This window comes from Frigidibacter sp. ROC022 (assembly GCF_024723735.1).
Lineage (GTDB): Bacteria > Pseudomonadota > Alphaproteobacteria > Rhodobacterales > Rhodobacteraceae > SLM-1.
The window spans coordinates 792775-809944 of the sequence record NZ_JANQDU010000001.1; the positions used below are offsets into that span (position 1 = coordinate 792775).

The 17170-nt window shown below is 69.7% G+C and carries 16 protein-coding genes; 12 read left to right on the top strand and 4 right to left on the bottom strand.

All coding sequences use genetic code 11. The annotated features are described in order from the left end of the window. Positions 1 to 9 precede the first annotated feature (9 nt). Entirely contained in the window at positions 10 to 549 is a 540-nt protein-coding gene (locus NUW50_RS03845; protein ID WP_258287739.1) for an RSP_2648 family PIN domain-containing protein, read from the top strand. Between the two features lie 15 nt (positions 550 to 564). On the opposite strand, the gene NUW50_RS03850 is transcribed toward NUW50_RS03845, so the two are convergent. Beyond that, entirely contained in the window at positions 565 to 1260 is a 696-nt protein-coding gene (locus tag NUW50_RS03850) for a M48 family metalloprotease (RefSeq protein WP_258287740.1), read from the bottom strand. Between the two features lie 375 nt (positions 1261 to 1635). Between NUW50_RS03850 and NUW50_RS03855 the strand changes: the two genes are divergently transcribed. Beyond that, positions 1636 to 1893 (top strand): DUF1344 domain-containing protein, encoded by a 258-nt coding sequence (locus NUW50_RS03855; protein ID WP_258287741.1) that lies wholly within the window; start codon positions 1636 to 1638, stop codon positions 1891 to 1893. A gap of 76 nt (positions 1894 to 1969) precedes the next feature. On the opposite strand, the gene NUW50_RS03860 is transcribed toward NUW50_RS03855, so the two are convergent. Further along, entirely contained in the window at positions 1970 to 3355 is a 1386-nt protein-coding gene (locus NUW50_RS03860; RefSeq protein WP_258287742.1) for a M20/M25/M40 family metallo-hydrolase, read from the bottom strand. 196 nt (positions 3356 to 3551) lie between these two features. Here NUW50_RS03860 and NUW50_RS03865 point away from each other — a divergent pair, with 196 nt between their 5' ends. From NUW50_RS03865 to ispG, 5 genes are all read left to right on the top strand, one after another. Further along, a complete protein-coding gene (locus NUW50_RS03865; protein WP_258287744.1) occupies positions 3552 to 4532 on the top strand; it encodes a cation diffusion facilitator family transporter in 981 nt (326 codons plus the stop codon). Between the two features lie 81 nt (positions 4533 to 4613). Further along, entirely contained in the window at positions 4614 to 5315 is a 702-nt protein-coding gene (locus tag NUW50_RS03870; protein ID WP_258287745.1) for a hypothetical protein, read from the top strand. A gap of 144 nt (positions 5316 to 5459) precedes the next feature. Continuing rightward, entirely contained in the window at positions 5460 to 6683 is a 1224-nt protein-coding gene (gene hemA / locus NUW50_RS03875) for a 5-aminolevulinate synthase (protein WP_258287746.1), read from the top strand. A 116-nt stretch (positions 6684 to 6799) separates the two neighbouring features. Continuing rightward, positions 6800 to 8020 (top strand): helix-turn-helix domain-containing protein, encoded by a 1221-nt coding sequence (locus NUW50_RS03880; protein ID WP_258287747.1) that lies wholly within the window; start codon positions 6800 to 6802, stop codon positions 8018 to 8020. Between the two features lie 139 nt (positions 8021 to 8159). Further along, entirely contained in the window at positions 8160 to 9287 is a 1128-nt protein-coding gene (gene ispG, locus NUW50_RS03885; RefSeq protein WP_258287748.1) for a flavodoxin-dependent (E)-4-hydroxy-3-methylbut-2-enyl-diphosphate synthase, read from the top strand. Positions 9288 to 9293: 6 nt separating this feature from the next. Here the strand turns inward: ispG and NUW50_RS03890 are convergent, their stop codons facing one another. Then, positions 9294 to 10052 carry a DsbA family protein gene (locus NUW50_RS03890; protein ID WP_258287749.1) on the bottom strand — a complete coding sequence of 253 codons (759 nt, stop codon included), beginning with the start codon at positions 10050 to 10052 and terminating at the stop codon, positions 9294 to 9296. Positions 10053 to 10152: 100 nt separating this feature from the next. Between NUW50_RS03890 and NUW50_RS03895 the strand changes: the two genes are divergently transcribed. Then, the gene (locus tag NUW50_RS03895) at positions 10153 to 11289 is read left to right on the top strand and encodes a pyridoxal phosphate-dependent aminotransferase (RefSeq protein WP_258287750.1); all 1137 of its coding nucleotides are present in this window, start codon (positions 10153 to 10155) and stop codon (positions 11287 to 11289) included. Positions 11290 to 11306: 17 nt separating this feature from the next. Here NUW50_RS03895 and NUW50_RS03900 read toward each other — a convergent pair whose 3' ends face one another. Continuing rightward, positions 11307 to 11504 (bottom strand): heavy-metal-associated domain-containing protein, encoded by a 198-nt coding sequence (locus NUW50_RS03900; protein ID WP_258287751.1) that lies wholly within the window; start codon positions 11502 to 11504, stop codon positions 11307 to 11309. A 168-nt stretch (positions 11505 to 11672) separates the two neighbouring features. Between NUW50_RS03900 and NUW50_RS03905 the strand changes: the two genes are divergently transcribed. The 4 genes from NUW50_RS03905 to NUW50_RS03920 all read left to right on the top strand — a co-directional run bounded on the left by NUW50_RS03905 (position 11673) and on the right by NUW50_RS03920 (position 17163). Beyond that, entirely contained in the window at positions 11673 to 14159 is a 2487-nt protein-coding gene (locus tag NUW50_RS03905; RefSeq protein WP_258287752.1) for a heavy metal translocating P-type ATPase, read from the top strand. Positions 14160 to 14264: 105 nt separating this feature from the next. Further along, positions 14265 to 15029, top strand: a complete 765-nt coding sequence (locus NUW50_RS03910; RefSeq protein WP_258287753.1) for an SDR family NAD(P)-dependent oxidoreductase — start codon at positions 14265 to 14267, stop codon at positions 15027 to 15029. Further along, positions 15026 to 16315 carry an MmgE/PrpD family protein gene (locus tag NUW50_RS03915; RefSeq protein WP_258287754.1) on the top strand — a complete coding sequence of 430 codons (1290 nt, stop codon included), beginning with the start codon at positions 15026 to 15028 and terminating at the stop codon, positions 16313 to 16315. Before NUW50_RS03910 ends, NUW50_RS03915 begins: the two co-directional genes overlap by 4 nt. Before the next feature lie 14 nt (positions 16316 to 16329). Next, positions 16330 to 17163 (top strand): alpha/beta hydrolase family esterase, encoded by an 834-nt coding sequence (locus tag NUW50_RS03920; protein WP_258287755.1) that lies wholly within the window; start codon positions 16330 to 16332, stop codon positions 17161 to 17163. Positions 17164 to 17170: the final 7 nt, after the last annotated feature.

Here is a 17170-nt window from a genome sequence, read left to right on the forward strand (position 1 = left end):
GTCCGGGGCGTGAAGGCGGTTCTCGACGCCTGCGTCCTGTTTCCGACCGTGCTGCGCGAGATCCTGACCGGTGCGGCCGGGGCCGGGCTCTACCGGCCGCTCTGGTCGGACCGCATCCTCGAGGAATGGGCCCGCGCCACGGTCAGGCTGGGCGAGGGGGCCGAGGTCATCGCGCGGGGCGAGGTCGTGGCGTTGAAGGCGGCCTTTCCCGGCGCGATGGTCGCCCCGGCGCCGGGGCTGGAGGCGCGGCTCTGGCTGCCTGATCCCGACGATGTGCATGTGCTGGCGACGGCGGTGGCCGGCTCGGCCGATCTGATCGTGACCTTCAACGCCCGGGACTTTCCGCGCCACACGCTGGCCGAGGAAGGGCTGGACCGGATCGATCCCGACCTGTTCCTGCGCCGCTTCCTCGACAGCGACCCCGAGACCCTGCGCGAGGTCGTGCATCGGGTCCATGCCATGGCGGAGCGGCTGGCGGGCGAGACCCTGCCGCTGCGGGCCCTGCTCAAGCGTGCCAGGCTGAACCGGCTCGGCAAGGCCCTGGGCTGACGGCCGGGCCGCCGGTCAGCGCGGTGTCGGGGCGTCCTGCCATTTCGCCGACAGTTTCTCGATCGCCGCGATCCGGTCGGCGGTGGCCGGGTGGCTCAGCAGCCAGGCCGGGGCGGCCTGGCCCTGGCCGGTCAGCGCCGCCAGCTTGGTGAACAGGCTGACCTGCGGCGCGATGCCGATGCCGGCCTTGGTCAACAGGGCCGCGGCATAGGCGTCGGCCTCGTATTCGTCCTTGCGGGACAGCCGCGCCGCCAGCAGCGAGGTCGCCAGCCCGGCGAGCCAATGCCCGATGCCGGGCAGGAACCGGCCCAGGACCGTGGCCAGCGCGACCCGGATCGCGTTCTGCCCGGAGAAGTCGATCATCCGGCGCCGCGAATGGCCCAGGGCGACATGGCCCAGCTCATGCGCGATGACGCTGGCCATCTCTTCGGCACTGACATCGCCGCGCAGGTAGCGGTCATAGAACCCGCGGGTGATGAAGATCCGCCCGTCCGGCGCCGCCAGCCCGTTGACCGGCGCGATCTCGTAGATGTTGACCCGGATCCGCTCCAGCCCCAGGGCCCGGGCCATCCGGTCGGTCACGCTGCGCAGCCGGGCGTCGGCCAGCTCGGTCGAGCGCGCATCCAGCTCGCGCCGGGTGCGCCAGGCCGAGAAGTGATACATCGCCAGCCCGTAGAGAAGCGCCAGCAGCAGGGGGGTGAACTTCAACATCCTTCCTATATGGTCTGCCGCCGGGCAAAGCCCAAGGGCGGATCGGCCCCGTCCCGCCCCGGCACCGGCTTTACCTTGGAAATATCCCGGGGGGACCGGGGGGCTGGCCCCCCGGCGGATCGGCGGGCCGCAGGCCCGTCGAGACCGGGTGCAGGGCCTTGCCGCCGGAACGGAGACCACGACCGCAACCGCGACAGGAAATTGCGCCGCTCAAACCGTTTCACGCCCGGGCGAGGGGGTCTGGCCCGGGCGCCGGGGCCGATCTAGATCCGCCCCGGCATCGGGAACTGCCGGGCGGATCACGCCGCCGACGCGACAGTTCGGGACGATGTCGACAAGCCCCCGCGGTGCCCGCGGGGATATGGAGGAACGAAGATGCGTCACCATATTCTTCCCGCCGCTCTGGTCGTCTCGACCGCCCTCTCGGGCGCGGCATTCGCAGCCACCACCACGATCGGCACGGTCAAGGCCTTCGACCTGGCCAAGCATACGCTGGTTCTGGACGACGGCACGACCTACCAGCTTCCCGCCGGTTTCAGCGACCCGGGGCTGAAGGTCGGCGAGAAGGTCAAGGTGGTCTGGGAGATGAAGGGCACCCAGCATGACGCTTCGGCGGTGACGATCGCCGAATAGCGCATCCGCGCCCGGATGCGCGGGGGGGACGGAGGCTCGGCCAGGGCCTCCGTTTCCGTATCGGCCCTTCGGCCGCTCAGCTGTTCAGCGCCGCCAGTACCCGGGCCCAGCTGCGGATGCCCTTGTGGAAGCTCCGCATGTCGTATTTCTCGTTCGGCGAGTGGATCTGGTCGTCGTCCTTGCCGAAGCCGATCAGCATCGCGTCCATGTCCAGCACGGTCTTGAAATATCCCGCGATCGGGATCGAACCGCCGCAGCCGGTATAGGCGGCCGGTTTCGGCCATTCGTCGGTCAGCGCCTGGCGGGCGGCCTCGAAGGCCGGGGACTCGGTCTGCATCACACCGGCGGGCGAGGCGCCATGGCCCTTGAACTCGACGCTGCAATCGGCCGGCAGTTGCGCGCGGACATAGTCGCGGAAGGTCTCGCGCAGTTTCAGCGGGTCCTGGGTGCCGACCAGCCGGAACGAGATCTTGGCATGGGCCTGGCCCGGCAGCACGGTCTTGAACCCGTCGCCTTCGTAGCCGCCCCAGATCCCGTTCACTTCGCAGGTCGGGCGCGACCAAATCATTTCCAGCGGCGTCCGCCCCTGTTCGCCGGCGGGTACCGAGAGGCCGACATCGCCGAGAAACTGCTGGTCGTCGAAGCCGAGGCTTTCCCATTGCGCCCGGATCGAGTTCGACAGTTCGGGCACCCCGTCATAGAAGCCGGGCAGGGTGATCCGCCCGGTCTCGTCATGCAGCCCGGCGATGATTTTGGACAGGACCCGGATCGGGTTCATCGCCAGCCCGCCATACATGCCCGAATGCAGGTCCTTGTTGGCGGCGGTGATGGTCAGCTCTTCGCCCAGCAGCCCGCGCAGCATGGTGGTGATCGCCGGGGTGTCGGGGTCGAACAGCCCGGTGTCGCAGATCAGCGCGATGTCCGATTTCAGCTCGGCCGTGTTTTCCTTCATGAAGGGCACCAGGCTGGGCGAGCCGGATTCCTCCTCGCCCTCGAAGAAGAAGGTCAGCCGCCCCGGCAGGCTGCCATGCACCTCTTTCCAGGCCCGGCAGGCCTCGATGAAGGTCATCAGCTGGCCCTTGTCGTCGCTGGCGCCGCGGGCGCGGATCACCTTGCCCTGCGGGGTGTCCTGCACTTCGGGATCGAAGGGATCGCGGTCCCAGAGGTCCAGCGGATCGACCGGCTGCACGTCGTAATGGCCGTAGAACAGCAGATGCGGGCCGGTCCCGTCCTCGGCGTCGCCGGCATGACCGACCACCATCGGGTGGCCGGGGGTCGGGCGTTTCGACGCATCCACGCCCAGCGACCTGAGATCGGCGACCAGCCAGTCGGCGGCCTTGTCGCATTCCGCCTTGTAGGCCGGGTCCGTCGAGATCGAGCGAATCCGCAGCAGGTCCATCAGGCGCTCGGTGGCATTCGGCAGATCGGCGTCAATACGCGCCAGAACGGCATCCAGGCTCATGTCGGGGTCTCCTTGGGGTGTCCGGTTTCCCCGGCCGGATACCGGCCCAGGGCTTCGGCGTTACCCTAGCACTCCGATCGGCAAGGTAAAGCTGCCGGGACGTCGGGGCGCAGCCCGCGACCTGTGACGAGAGGAAGCAGGGCCGGGGGGCCTGGCCGGGATGGACAGCGGCGGGCCGGCGGGGGAGATTGCCGGGATGAACGACAAGTTCCATCCCGCGCCCGACCGTCACGCAGGGGAAGAGCACGACCACGCCCGGGGGCATGACCACGGGCACAGCCATGTCCATGTCCATGCCCCGGCCGGTTTCAACCGCGCCTTCGCGATCGGCGTCGGGCTGAACCTCCTCTATGTGGCGCTGGAGGCCGGCTACGGGCTGGCGTCCGGCTCGTTGGCGCTGCTGGCCGATGCCGGGCACAACCTGTCGGACGTGCTGGGCCTGCTGCTGGCCTGGGGGGCGTCCTGGCTGGCGCAGCGCAAGCCGACCCGGTCGCATACCTACGGTTTCAAGCGCGGTCCGATCCTGGCCGCGTTGGGCAATGCGGCGATCCTGCTGGTCGCGGTCGGCTTCATCGGGGTCGAGGCGATCCACCGCCTGATCGTGCCGGGCCCGGTCGCCACCGGCACCATCCTCTGGGTCGCCTCGGTCGGGGTGCTGGTGAATGTCGGCACGGCGCTCATGTTCATGTCCGGCGCCAGGGACGATCTGAACATCCGCGGCGCCTTCGTCCACATGGCCGCCGACGCCGGGGTGACCGTCGGCGTCATCATCGCGGCGCTGCTGATCCGCTGGACCGGCCAGCAATGGATCGACCCGGCGATCAGCCTGGTCATCGCGGCGGTGATCCTGCTGAGCACCTGGGGCCTGCTGCGCGACTCGGTGGACCTGGCGCTGGATGCCGTGCCGCCGGGCATCGACCCCGGCCGGGTCGAGGCGGCCCTGCGCGGCCTGCCCGGGGTCAGCGATGTGCATGACCTGCATATCTGGGGGATGAGCACCACCGAGACCGCACTGACCGCGCATCTGGTGCGCAGCGACGCCGCTGCCGATGCCGGGCTGATCCGCCAGGCGACGCGGGAAATGCGCGAGCGCTTCGGCATCGGGCATGCGACGCTGCAGATGGAGACCCCCGAGATCGCCGAGCAATGCGCCCTGCGACCCGACGGAGTCGTCTAGCAGGGACCCGGGCCGGTGATGGGGCTGGAACCCGCGGCGCAGGGCCGCTAGAACTTCCCCACAGCCAGGGGAGACCAGCGAATGACGGCGAAACCGATCGGGCGACTGCGCGGAACTGTCACGGGGATTGTCGGAGGCATCGCATTGCTGACCGCGGCACAGGCGGTGGCCGAGCCGTTGAACGGCCGGGCCGCGGGCCGGGCCCTGTTCTCGGCCCGGACCAGCGCCGTCGAGATCGTCAAGGACAGCGGGCTTTCGGCCGCCGACCAGGCGATCCTGGGCACGCTGTTCAAGCTCAAGGAAAAGGACCTGGCGCTGCTCGACCAGCTTCCGGGCATCAGCGCGGCGGATCGTGAGAGCGCCAAGGCGGTTTTCTCGCAATTCAAGGAATCGCACTACTACGGCGCGGTCGCGGCGGCGCCGGGTGACGGGCTGGTGGCGCCGGCGACCCAGATCGCGCAGAACCTGCATTCGCCCGAGGCCGCCCGCGCCGCGGCTCTGGCCGCCTGCGCCAAGCTGGCCCAGAGCCCCTGCGTGGTGGTGGCCGAGGTGCTGCCCCGGAGATACAAGCCGAAGCCGCTGACGCTCAGCCAGTCGGCGACCGAGGGCTTTGCCACCTACAAGAAGGGCAAGGGGCCGAAGGCCCTGGCAATCTCGGCCTCGACGGATGCCTGGGCGGTGGCGCGGGGAATCGGCGCGAAGATCGGGGCGCGGCGCGAATGCGAACGCCTCGCCGAAATGAAGGGCGCCGACGATTGCACGGTCGTGATCGCCGACGATTGATCCAGGTCATGGCCCAGCACCGGACGCCGCGACACTTTGTAACGCGATAGGGTTTTGACCCGACGCGCGCGAGTGATTATTCCTTGGCGCAGCCATCGACGCCGGTGCAAAGGGCATCGACCGCCAAAAGGGGGGGCTTGGCCCTTGGACTATACTGCCGGATTGGACGCCGCCCTGCAGCGGCTGCATGACGAAGGTCGCTACCGGACCTTCATCGAGATCGAACGTGGCCGCGGCCATTTCCCGCATGCGACCTGGACCCGGCCGGACGGCAGCCAGCGCCCGGTGACGGTCTGGTGCGGCAACGATTATCTGGGCATGGGCCAGCATCCGGTGGTTCTGGCGGCGATGCACGAGGCGCTGGACGCCACCGGCGCCGGCTCGGGCGGGACCCGCAACATCTCGGGCACCACGGTCTATCACCGCAGGCTCGAAAACGAACTGGCCGACCTGCACCGCAAGGAAGCGGCGCTGATCTTCACCTCGGCCTATATCGCCAACGACGCGACGCTTTCGACCCTGCCGAAGCTGTTCCCGGGGCTGATCATCTATTCCGATGCGCTGAACCACGCCTCGATGATCGAAGGCATCCGCCGCAACGGTGGCGAGAAGCGCGTCTTCAAACACAATGATCTCAATGACCTGCGCGCCAAACTTGAAGCGGATGACCCGGCGGCGCCGAAGCTGATCGCCTTTGAATCGGTCTATTCGATGGACGGCGACTTCTCCCCCATGGCCGAGATCGTGGCGCTGGCCGAGGAATTCGGCGCACTGACCTATCTGGACGAGGTGCATGCCGTCGGCATGTACGGTCCGCGCGGTGCCGGCGTGGCCGAGCGTGACGGGCTGATGGGCCGGATCGACATCATCAACGGCACCCTGGCCAAGGCCTATGGGGTGATGGGCGGCTATATCGCGTCGAGCGCGAAAATGGTCGATGCGATAAGGTCTTACGCGCCGGGCTTCATCTTCACCACCTCGCTTGCGCCGACCATCGCGGCGGGGGCCGCGGCCAGCGTCGCGCATCTCAAGACCGACAATGAACTGCGCGCCGCGCATCAGACCCAGGCGAAGATCCTCAAGCTGCGGCTGCGCGGGCTGGGCCTGCCGGTCATCGACCACGGCACCCATATCGTGCCGCTGATCGTTGGCGATCCCAAGCATACCAAGCTGCTCAGCGACATGCTGCTGGAGGATCACGGCATCTATGTCCAGCCGATCAATTACCCGACGGTGCCGCGCGGAACCGAGCGGCTGCGCTTCACCCCCTCGCCGGTGCACGGAGCGCCGGAAATCGAGGCGCTGGTGCAGGCGCTGGATCAACTCTGGTCGCGCTGCGCGCTGAATCGCGCCGATCTCAGCGCCTGAGGTTCAAGTTTCGCTGCACCCTCGGTTGCATTGTGTTAACCTCGGCTGCAATAGGCGGTGGGGACACACCGAATCGCGCTCGTGGGGACCAGAGCATTGACGTTTGGGCAGGGTAGATGATCGGGCGTTCCAAGACGCCCAAAGTCGAAGAAGAATCGAAGCCTCGCGGCTTTGATGACTTTGATCTGCGCCTCGGCGACGTCATGCGCGGGGAGCGGGCGACTCTGGGAAAATCCCTTCTGGATGTGCAGCGCGAGCTGAAGATCAAGGCGGCCTATATCGCCGCGATCGAGAACGCCGATCCGACCGCATTCGAGACCCAGGGCTTTGTCGCAGGCTATGTGCGCAGCTATGCGCGCTATCTGGGGATGGACCCGGAATGGGCCTATGGCAAGTTCTGCGAGGAAGGCAATTTCGTCGTCGCGCACGGCATGTCGGCGCAGGCTTCGGCACCGCGGAGGGCGCGGGCTCCGGCCCAGGACGGCCCCCGCGACCCCTTCGCCAATCCCAACACACCCTTCGCGCCGCGCAGTGACCGCGTGTTCTCGCGAGTCGAGCCCGGCGCGCTCGGCTCGGTCGCGGTGCTGATCGCGCTGATCGTCGGGCTCGGCTATGGCGGCTGGTCGATCCTGCAGGAAATCCAGAAAGTGCAATTCGCCCCGGTCGATCAGGCCCCCGGCGTCGTGGCCGAGATCGAGTCGCTGGATGCGCCGGGCGATGTGATCGCGGCCCAGACCGAGTCGGCCCAGATCGCCCCGCCGGCGCCCGACGCGCTGGACCGGCTCTATCGCCCGCAGGCGCTGGACGTGCCGGTGCTGGTGGCCCGCGACGGCCCGATCTCGACCCTGCGCCCGGTCGGCTCCGCGGACAGAACCGAGGAAACGGAAAGCGCCACGGATGCGGCGGTGCGGATGGCCTTGGGCGAGGATGCGCCGCCTCCCGCGGGCCAGGTCCCGCAGGTCGTGGCCGAGGATGCGCCCGATGTGGTGATGTTCGCGGTGCGCCCCTCCTGGGTGCGGGTCAAGGCGGCGGACGGCACGGTCCTGTTCGAGAAGATCCTCGACGCCGGCGAAAGCTATGTTCTGCCCAAGACCGAAGAGCCGCCGCTGCTGCGGGCGGGCAATGCCGGTTCGGTCTATTTCGCGGTGAATGGCGAGAACTACGGGCCGGCCGGGGTCGGACCCTCGGTGGTCAACAACGTCGCGCTGTCGGTCGAGAAGCTGAAGCAGAACTATTCGGTGGCCGATCTGTCGGCCGACAAGGATCTGGCCGAGTTCGTCGCCGTGGCACAGAACGCGGCGGCACCGCCGCCAGAGGACGAGCAGCCGGTCGAATAGCCCGGCAACAGGCAGCGCAAGGGCGCCACCCGGCCGTCATCGAGACGTCACAGGACCATGCGTTGCATGCCCGGCGGTGGCGGATTATCTGAGACGCAGGCAATCCAAGCCCTGGCTCCTGCCGCGAACGAGGCCCGCTATGACCCATAATCCGATCCGCCCCTGGCGCAACATCGACCGCCGTGCCTCGCGCCGGATCATGGTCGGGCGGGTGCCGGTGGGGGGCGACGCGCCGATCTCGGTGCAGACGATGACCAATACCGACACAACGGATGTGGCGGCCACCGTGGCGCAGGTCCGGGCGGCGGCGGATGCCGGGGCGGATATCGTCCGGGTCTCGACTCCCGACGAGGACAGCACCAGGGCCCTGGCCGAGATCGTCCGGCAAAGCCCGGTTCCGATCGTGGCCGATATCCATTTCCACTACAAACGCGCCATCGAGGCAGCCGAGGCCGGGGCCGCCTGCCTGCGGATCAACCCCGGCAATATCGGCGACTCCAGGCGGGTGGCCGAGGTGGTGAAGGCGGCCCGGGACCATGGCTGCTCGATCCGGATCGGGGTCAATGCCGGCTCGCTGGAGCGCCACCTGCTGGAGAAATACGGGGAGCCTTGCCCGGATGCCATGGTCGAGTCGGGGCTCGATCACATCAAGCTGTTGCAGGACAACGATTTTCACGAGTTCAAGATCTCGGTGAAAGCCTCGGATGTCTTCATGGCGGCGGCGGCCTATCAGCAATTGGCCAGCGTCACCGACGCCCCGATCCACCTGGGCATCACCGAGGCCGGCGGGCTGATGACCGGCACGGTCAAGAGCGCCGTGGGCCTGGGCAGCCTGCTCTGGTTCGGGATCGGCGACACGATCAGGGTCTCGCTCTCGGCCGATCCGGTGCAGGAGGTCAAGGTCGGCTACGAGATCCTGAAATCGCTCGGCCTTCGGCATCGCGGGGTGAACATCATCTCCTGCCCGTCCTGCGCCCGGCAGGGCTTCGACGTGATCAAGACGGTGGAAGTGCTGGAACAGCGGCTGGGCCATATCAAGACGCCGATGAGCCTTTCGATCATCGGCTGCGTGGTGAACGGCCCGGGCGAGGCACTGATGACCGACATCGGCTTCACCGGCGGCGGCAAGGATGCCGGCATGGTCTATCTGGCCGGCAAGCAGCATCACAAGCTGGGCACGGCGGGCATGATCGACCATATCGTCGAGCTGGTCGAGAAGAAGGCCGCCGAACTGGAGGCCGCAGCGGCGGCGAAGGCCGCCGAATAGCCGGCCCTAGCTGCGCAGCTGCTCGATGATCTGCACCATCGAGTCATAGGGCACATAGCCACGCACGAGCTGATCCTCGAAGATGAAGCCCGGCGTGCCGTTGATCCCGAGCTTCGCCGCCAGGGCGTGGTTGTCGCTCAGCTCGTTCTCGACCTCGGCGCTGTACATTCCGTCCATGATCTTCTGTGCGTCCAGCCCCAGACGCCCGGCCAGTGCGGCTAGGCTGTCTTCGGTGATGTCGCCCCGGAACGTCATCAGCGCGTCATGCGCCTCGGCATAGGCATCGCTTCCGGCATTGTTGCGCACCGAGATCGCAAAGCGCGACGCCAGCAGGGACTGCTCGCCCAGGATCGGGAATTCCTTGACGATGAAGCGGATGTTGCCGTCCGTTTCCAGCAGGCTGTCGACTTCCGGATAGGCTTTCTTGCAGTAGCCGCAGCGGTAATCCATGAACTCGACCAGCGTCAGGTCGCCGTCCGGATTGCCGCCGACCCAGCTGCGGCCGTCCTCGAAGATCGCCGCGTGGTTGTCGGCGACCAGATTCACATCGGCGGCCAGCTGTTCGTCCTGGCGCCGGGCTTCCAGCACGCCGATCGCCTCCATCAGCACTTCCGGGTTTTCCAGCAGATAGGCGCGGATCTCGCTGCGGAAGGCATCGCGCTCGGAATCGGTCATCGCCGAGACATCAAAGGCCTGCGCCGGGGCGCTCAGGGTGATCGCGGTCAGCGTGGCGGCGGCCAGAACGGCGGGCAGGGGGCGAAACATCGGGCTCTCCTCGTTTCCGGCAGGTCTAGGGCCATTGACCTTCGGCGGCAATCCCGGCAGGCCGGGCGGAATGAATTCGGTTCCAGAATGGAGGTCGCGGGTGCGGAACTCAAGACGCGGCGAGGTCGATCCCTTTATCGTGATGGACGTGCTGCGCGCCGCCCGTCAGGCCGAGGCGGCGGGGCGCAGGATCGCGCATCTGGAAATCGGCCAGCCCGGCTTCCCGGCCCCGAAGGGCGCGCTGGCAGCCCTGGGCGAGGCGATGCAGTCGGGGGCGCTCGGCTATACCGAGGCGCTCGGCCTGCCGGCGCTGCGGGCCCGCATCGCGCGGCTCTACCGCGACCGCTACGGGATCGAGCTGAACCCCGAACGGGTGATCGTCACCGCCGGTTCGTCGGCCGGATTCCTGCTCGCCTTCACCGCGCTCTTCGATGCCGGAGAGAAGGTCGGCCTCGGCCTGCCGGGTTATCCGTCCTATCGGCATATCCTGAAGGCGTTGAGTCTGGAGCCGGTCGGAATCGAGACTTCGGCCCAGACCCGTTATCAGCCGGTGCCCGAGGAACTGCCCGAGGGTCTGGCCGGGCTGATCGTCGCTTCTCCGGGCAACCCTTCCGGGACGATGCTGGACCGCGACGCGCTTGGCGGGCTGCTCGACTGGGCGGCGGCCAACGGCACGGCCTTCGTCTCGGACGAGATCTATCACGGGATCGACTACGGCTTCCGCCCGGTCTCGGCGCTGGAACTGACCGATGACGCCTGGGTGATCAATTCCTTCTCGAAATACTGGTCGATGACCGGCTGGCGGGTCGGCTGGATGGTGGTGCCCGAGGCGCAGGTGCGCCGGGTCGAGCGGCTGGCGCAGAACCTGTTCATCTGTGCCCCCCATGCCAGCCAGGTGGCGGCGCTGGCGGCGCTGGATTGCGACGATGAGGCGCAGGCCAATCTGGCGGTCTATGCGGCGAACCGGGAGATGCTGCTGGACCGGCTTCCGGGAATGGGATTCGACCGGATCGCGCCGCCGGACGGGGCCTTCTACATCTATGCCGATGTCTCGGAGATGACGCGGGACAGCCGGGCCTTCGCCGCGGAAATCCTGGATCGGGCCGATGTGGCACTGACCCCGGGGCTGGATTTCGACCCGGGCCGGGGGGCGCGGTTCCTGCGGTTCTCCTATGCCGCGGGAACCGAAGAGATCGCCGAGGGGCTGGACCGGCTGGAGCGGTTTCTCGGGCGCTGAGGCCCGGCAACAGCGGATCAGGCGGCGACCGTCGCCGGGTAGCCTTCCTCTTCCAGCGCCTTCAACACCGGCGCCAGGTCCGAGGCGGTCAGGGCGACGGTGCGGCTGTCGAGATCGACCGAGACCTCGGCGCCGGGATCGACGGCACGGATCGCGGCTTCGATGGCGGTCTTGCAATGGCCGCAACTCATGTCGGGAACGGAAAGCGTGGTCATTCTTGCATCTCCTGGCTCGGGTGCACAGATGGGCGCAGCCGGGGCATCGCGTCAAGGGGCCGATCCATGCCATGATCGTGGGGCAGGGTTGCGATCCGGGCCTTGGTCCGCACCCTTGACCTTTTGCCGCCGAGGTTCCTTATCTCGGAGTCCCTGAAAGGTGCCGCCATGACCGATCCCTCCGCGATCCCCGCAGCCTCCGCCGAGGGCGCCGGAAGCCTGCACCTGCCGATCGAGGGCATGACCTGTGCCTCCTGCGTGCGGCGGGTGGAAAGGGCGATCGCCAAGGTGCCCGGCGTTCTCGACGCCTCGGTCAATCTCGCCACACAGTCCGCCGAGGTCAGCTTTGCCGCTCCGGCGCAGCCCGCCGATCTGCGGGCGGCGGTGGAAAAGGCCGGATACGAGGTGCCGCAGGAGTCCGTGGTGCTCAGCGTCGAGGGCGCTACCTGCGCCTCCTGCGTGCGGCGGATCGAAGCGGCGCTGGCCAGGGTGCCGGGGGTCGAGGGCGCCACGATGAACCTTGCCACCAACGAGGCGCGGCTGAGCGTGCTGCGCGGCGCCTCGCTGGCCCCGGTGCTGGCGGCGCTGGCCAGGGCCGGCTATCCGGCAAAACGCAAGGACGCCGCCCGGCCGCCGCTGCCCGAGGCCGACAGGCTGCGACCCCGGCTGATCCTTGCCGCGCTGCTGACCCTGCCGGTCTTCGTGCTGGAAATGGGCGGGCATCTGATCCCGGCCTGGCATCATCTCGTCGCGGCCAGCATCGGCCAGCAGACTTCCTGGGTGATCCAGTTCCTGCTGACCACGGCGGTGCTGGCGGGGCCGGGGCGGATGTTCTTTGCGCATGGCGTGCCCGGTCTGCTGCGCGGGGCGCCCGACATGAATGCGCTGGTGGCGCTCGGCGCCGGGGCGGCCTGGGCCTATTCGACGGTGGCGACCTTCGCGCCCGGCTGGCTGCCGGAGGGCTCGCGCAGCGTCTGGTTCGAGGCGGCGGCGGTGATCGTCACGCTGATCCTGCTGGGCCGCTGGCTGGAAGCCCGCGCCAAGGGCCGCGCCGGCGCCGCGATCCGGCATCTGCTGGACCTGACCCCGGCCACCGCGCGGGTCGAGCGCGACGGCTCGGTGGTCGAGGTGCCGGTCGCGGAACTGGCCCCCGGCGCGGTGCTGCATCTGCGCCCGGGAGAGCGGGTGGCGGTCGATGGCGTGGTGCTGAGCGGCGAGAGCCATGTCGATGAATCGATGCTGACCGGCGAATCGGCGCCGGTCGCCAAATCGGCGGGCGACAGCCTGACCGGCGGCACGGTGAACGGACTGGGCGCGCTGACCTATCGCGCCGAGGCGGTGGGCGACGATACCAGGCTGGCGCAGATCGTCCGGCTGGTCGAGCAGGCCCAGGGCGCCAAGCTGCCGGTGCAGAACCTCGTCGATCGGATCACCCAGTATTTCGTCCCCGCGGTGCTTGCGGTGGCGCTGGTCACCCTGATCGCCTGGCTTGCCTTCGGCCCCGGTCCGGGAGAGGCGATGGTGGCGGCGGTCTCGGTGCTGATCATCGCCTGTCCCTGCGCTATGGGCCTGGCGGTGCCGGTCTCGATCATGGTCGGCACCGGGCGCGGCGCCGAACTTGGCGTGCTGTTTCGGCGCGGCGACGCGTTGCAGACGCTGGCCGGGGTCCGGCAGGTGGCCTTTGACAAGACCGGCACATTGACCGAGGGCCATCCGGCGCTGACCGATTGCGACGCCGGGCCCGAACTGCTGGCCCGGGTGGCGGCGGTCGAGGCGCTGTCGGAACATCCCCTGGGCCGGGCGGTGGTGGTCGGGGCCGAGGCGCGCGGTCTGGCGCTGCCCGAGGTCTCGGGCTTTGCCGCGGTGGTCGGGCAGGGGGTCCGCGCCGAGGTGGCGGGCCATGCCCTGCGGATCGGCAACGCCAGGTTCCTGCGCGCCGAGGGTGTCGATCCGGCGCCGCTGGAGGCCCGCGCCGAGGCGCTGGCGCAGGCCGGGCGGACACCGCTGCTGGTGGCCGAGGACGAGGCCGCCGTTGCGGTGCTGGGGGTCTCGGACCCGGTCAAGCCCGGGGCCGCCCCGGCGTTGCGGGCGCTCGAGGCGCTCGGCATCGGCACGGTGATGCTGACCGGCGACGCCGAGGCGGTGGGCCGCGCGGTGGGCGCCGGGCTGGGCATCGGTTCGGTGCGGGCGGGGCTTGGCCCCGAGGACAAGGTGGCGGCGCTTGCCGAGATGCGGCGCAGCGGGCCGGTCGCCTTCGTCGGTGACGGGATCAACGACGCGCCGGTGCTGGCGGGGGCCGATGTCGGGCTGGCGATCGGCACCGGCACCGATGTGGCGATCGAGGCGGCCGAGGTGGTGCTGACCTCGGGCGATCCGCGGGGCGTGGCGACCGCGGTCGGTCTCAGCCGCGCGGTGATGCGCAACATCCGGCAGAACCTGGCCTGGGCCTTCGGCTACAACATCCTGCTGATCCCGGTCGCGGCGGGGGTCTTTACCCCCTGGCTCGGCTTCGGCCTGACCCCGGCACTGGCGGCGGGGGCCATGGCGATGTCCTCGGTCCTGGTGGTGTCGAATGCGCTCCGGCTGCGGCGGTTCGGGCGGCATCGGGCCGGGGCAGGGCGGCCGGGCCAGCCGGTCGCCGCCGTGCAGGGCTGACGTCGTCTCGCCGCGGCCGAGCCCGAAACGGGCTTGAGCCCGCCGGCAGGAGGGGAGAAGGTTCTTCGGATCGGAAACCGCGCGACAACTCGGCAGGAGAGAGCCATGAAGATCGAAGACATGCAGGCGGTGGTTTCGGGGGCGGCCTCGGGGCTGGGCAGGGCGGTGGCGCAGGCGCTGGCCGGGGCCGGGGCGGAGGTGACGATCTTCGATCTGAACGCCGAGGCCGGGGCCGCGACGGCGGCGGAGCTGGGCGGGCATTTCGCCCGCGTCGATGTGTCCGACCCGGAAAGCGTGGCGCATGGGCTGGCCGAGGTCGCCGCCCGTCAGGCGCCGCTGCGGATCGCGGTGAACTGCGCCGGGATCGCCCCGGCGGCCAAGACCGTCTCGCGCGGGGCGGCGCATGATCCGGCGCTTTTCGCCAGGGTCGTCGCGGTCAATCTTCAGGGCAGCTTCAACCTGGCCTCGCAGGCCGCGGCGCTCATTGCCACCGCCCCGCATCTCGGCACCGACGGCGCGCGGGGGGTGATCGTCTCGACCGCCTCGGTGGCGGCCTATGACGGTCAGGTGGGGCAGGTCGGCTATGCGGCGTCGAAGGGCGGCATCGTGGCGATGACCCTACCGATGGCGCGCGACCTGGCACCGCTTGGCATAAGGGTCTGCGCCGTGGCGCCGGGGATCTTCCGCACGCCCCTGCTCGAGGGCTTGCCGCAGGAGGTGCAGGACTCGCTGGCCGGGCAGGTGCCGTTCCCTTCCCGGCTGGGCGAACCGGCTGAATTCGCCGCGCTGGTCCGCCATATCGTCGAGAACGACATGCTGAACGGCGAGGTGATCCGGCTCGACGGCGCGATCCGGATGGCGCCGCGATGAGCGCGGCCGGCAGCCTGACCCCGGCGCTGGCCCGTTTCGTCGCCGGGACCGATCCTGGCAGCGACACCGCCGCCCCGGCGCTGGCGATGCTGCGCCTGTCCCTGCACGACTGGGCCGCCTGCGGGATCGCCGGGCGGGACGAGCCGGTGGCGCGGCTGACACGGCAGATGGTGCTGGACGAGGCGGGGCGCGGCGAGGCGGCGCTGATCGGCGGCGGCAGGGCGCCGGCGCGGGGCGCGGCGCTGGTCAATGGCGCCACCAGCCATGCGCTGGACTATGACGACACCCATTTCGGCCATATCGGCCACCCTTCGGTCGCCATCCTGCCCGCCGCACTGGCGGTGGCCGAGCGTCAGGGCGCCAGCGGCAAGGCGCTGATCGAGGCGGCGCTGATCGGGGAAGAACTTTCGATCCGGGTCGGGCAATGGCTGGGCCGGGGGCATTACCAGATCGGCTTTCACCAGACCGCAACCGCCGGCGCCTTTGGCGCGACGGCCGCGGCGGGGCGGTTGCTGGGGCTGGATGCTCCGGCGCTGGAAATGGCGCTCGGTCTGGTGGCGACCCGGGCCGCGGGCCTCAAGGCCGAATTCGGCACCATGGGCAAACCCTACAACGCCGGGATCGCCGCCCAGGCCGGGGTCGAGGCGGCGTTGCTGGCGGCGGCCGGGTTCGTGGCCCGCCCCGATGCGCTGGAGGCCGGCTTCGGCCCGACGCATCACGGCGCCGCCGACCTGTCGGCGCTCGACGGGCTGGGCCGGGACTGGCGCTTTCTGGGCATCAGTCACAAGTTCCACGCTTGCTGCCACGGGCTGCACGCGATGCTGGAGGCGCTGGCCGGGCAGGATGGCGCCGGGGTCGAGGCGGTCGAGATAGCCACCAACCCGCGCTGGCTGACGGTCTGCAACATCGCCGAACCCGCGACCGGGCTCGAGGCCAAGTTCAGCTATCGCCTGACCGCGGCGATGGCTCTGGCCGGGCGCTCGACCGGCGCGTTGGACAGTTTCACCGATGCCGCCTGCCACGACCCCGAACTGGTCGCCCTGCGCGACCGGGTGCAAGTGACGGGCGACGCGAACCTCGCCGAGACCGAAGCGCGGGTCCGGCTGACCGGTGTCCGGCCGCGCGAGCTGCACCACGACCTGACCGCGCCGCTGTCCTTCGAGGATCGCGCCGCCAAGCTGCGGGCCAAGGCCCGGGCGCTGCTGGGCGACGCGGCCGAGGCGCGGCTCTGGGAGGTCACGCAGGGTACCGCCGAGCCCGCCGCGCTGGCGGCCTGCCTGGGCTAGGGGCGGGCTTGCCGATGCTGCGCGCCCTGATCCTTCTCTGCCTGCTGGTTCCCGGCCTGGCCCGGGCGCAGGCCCTTGAAACCCGCAGACTGGCCGATGGCCGCAGCTATCTGTTCGCGGCGCCGAAGGGCGTGGCCCATCCGCCGGTGATCCTGGCCCTGCATGGCGGCGGCGGCAATCCGCGGCAGTTCGCCCGAAGCTCGGGGCTGGTGGCGCCGGCGCTGGCGCGGGGCTATGCGGTCGCCTTTCCGGCCGGCAGCGGCCGGACCCGGCTGCTGACCTGGAACGCCGGACATTGCTGCGGCTATGCCGCCGCGCAGGGGATCGATGACCTGGGCTTTCTCGATGCCGTGGTCGCCGATCTGGCGGCGCGGGATGGCGCCGGGCCGATCTTTGTCACCGGCATGTCGAATGGGGCCATGATGGCGGCGGCCTTTGCGGCGACGCGGCCCGGAACCGTCCGGGCCGGGGCCTGGGTGGCCGGGACGCTCGACCTCTCCCGCTATCCGCCAAAGGCCCCGGTTCCGGTGCTGCATATCCACGGCGACGCCGATCCGCGGATTCCCTTCGACGGCGGGGCAGGGCCGAAACAGCTCAGCCCGGCGGTCTATCCCCCGGTCGCCGAAGAGGCCGCCGCCTTTGCCGCCCGCTGGCCGACCTCGGCGCCGCTGCGGGAGCGGTCGGGCAACCTGATCCGCGACATCTACCGCGACCGCGCCGGGCGGCCGGTGGTGGTGACGCTGCGGGTGGTGGGCGGCGGGCATACCTGGTTCGGCGGCCGCTGGGCGCGGCGGCAGGCCCTGTCGGCCACGCAAGAGGTGCTGGATTTCTTCGACGCCTGGCGTTGAGCGGCGC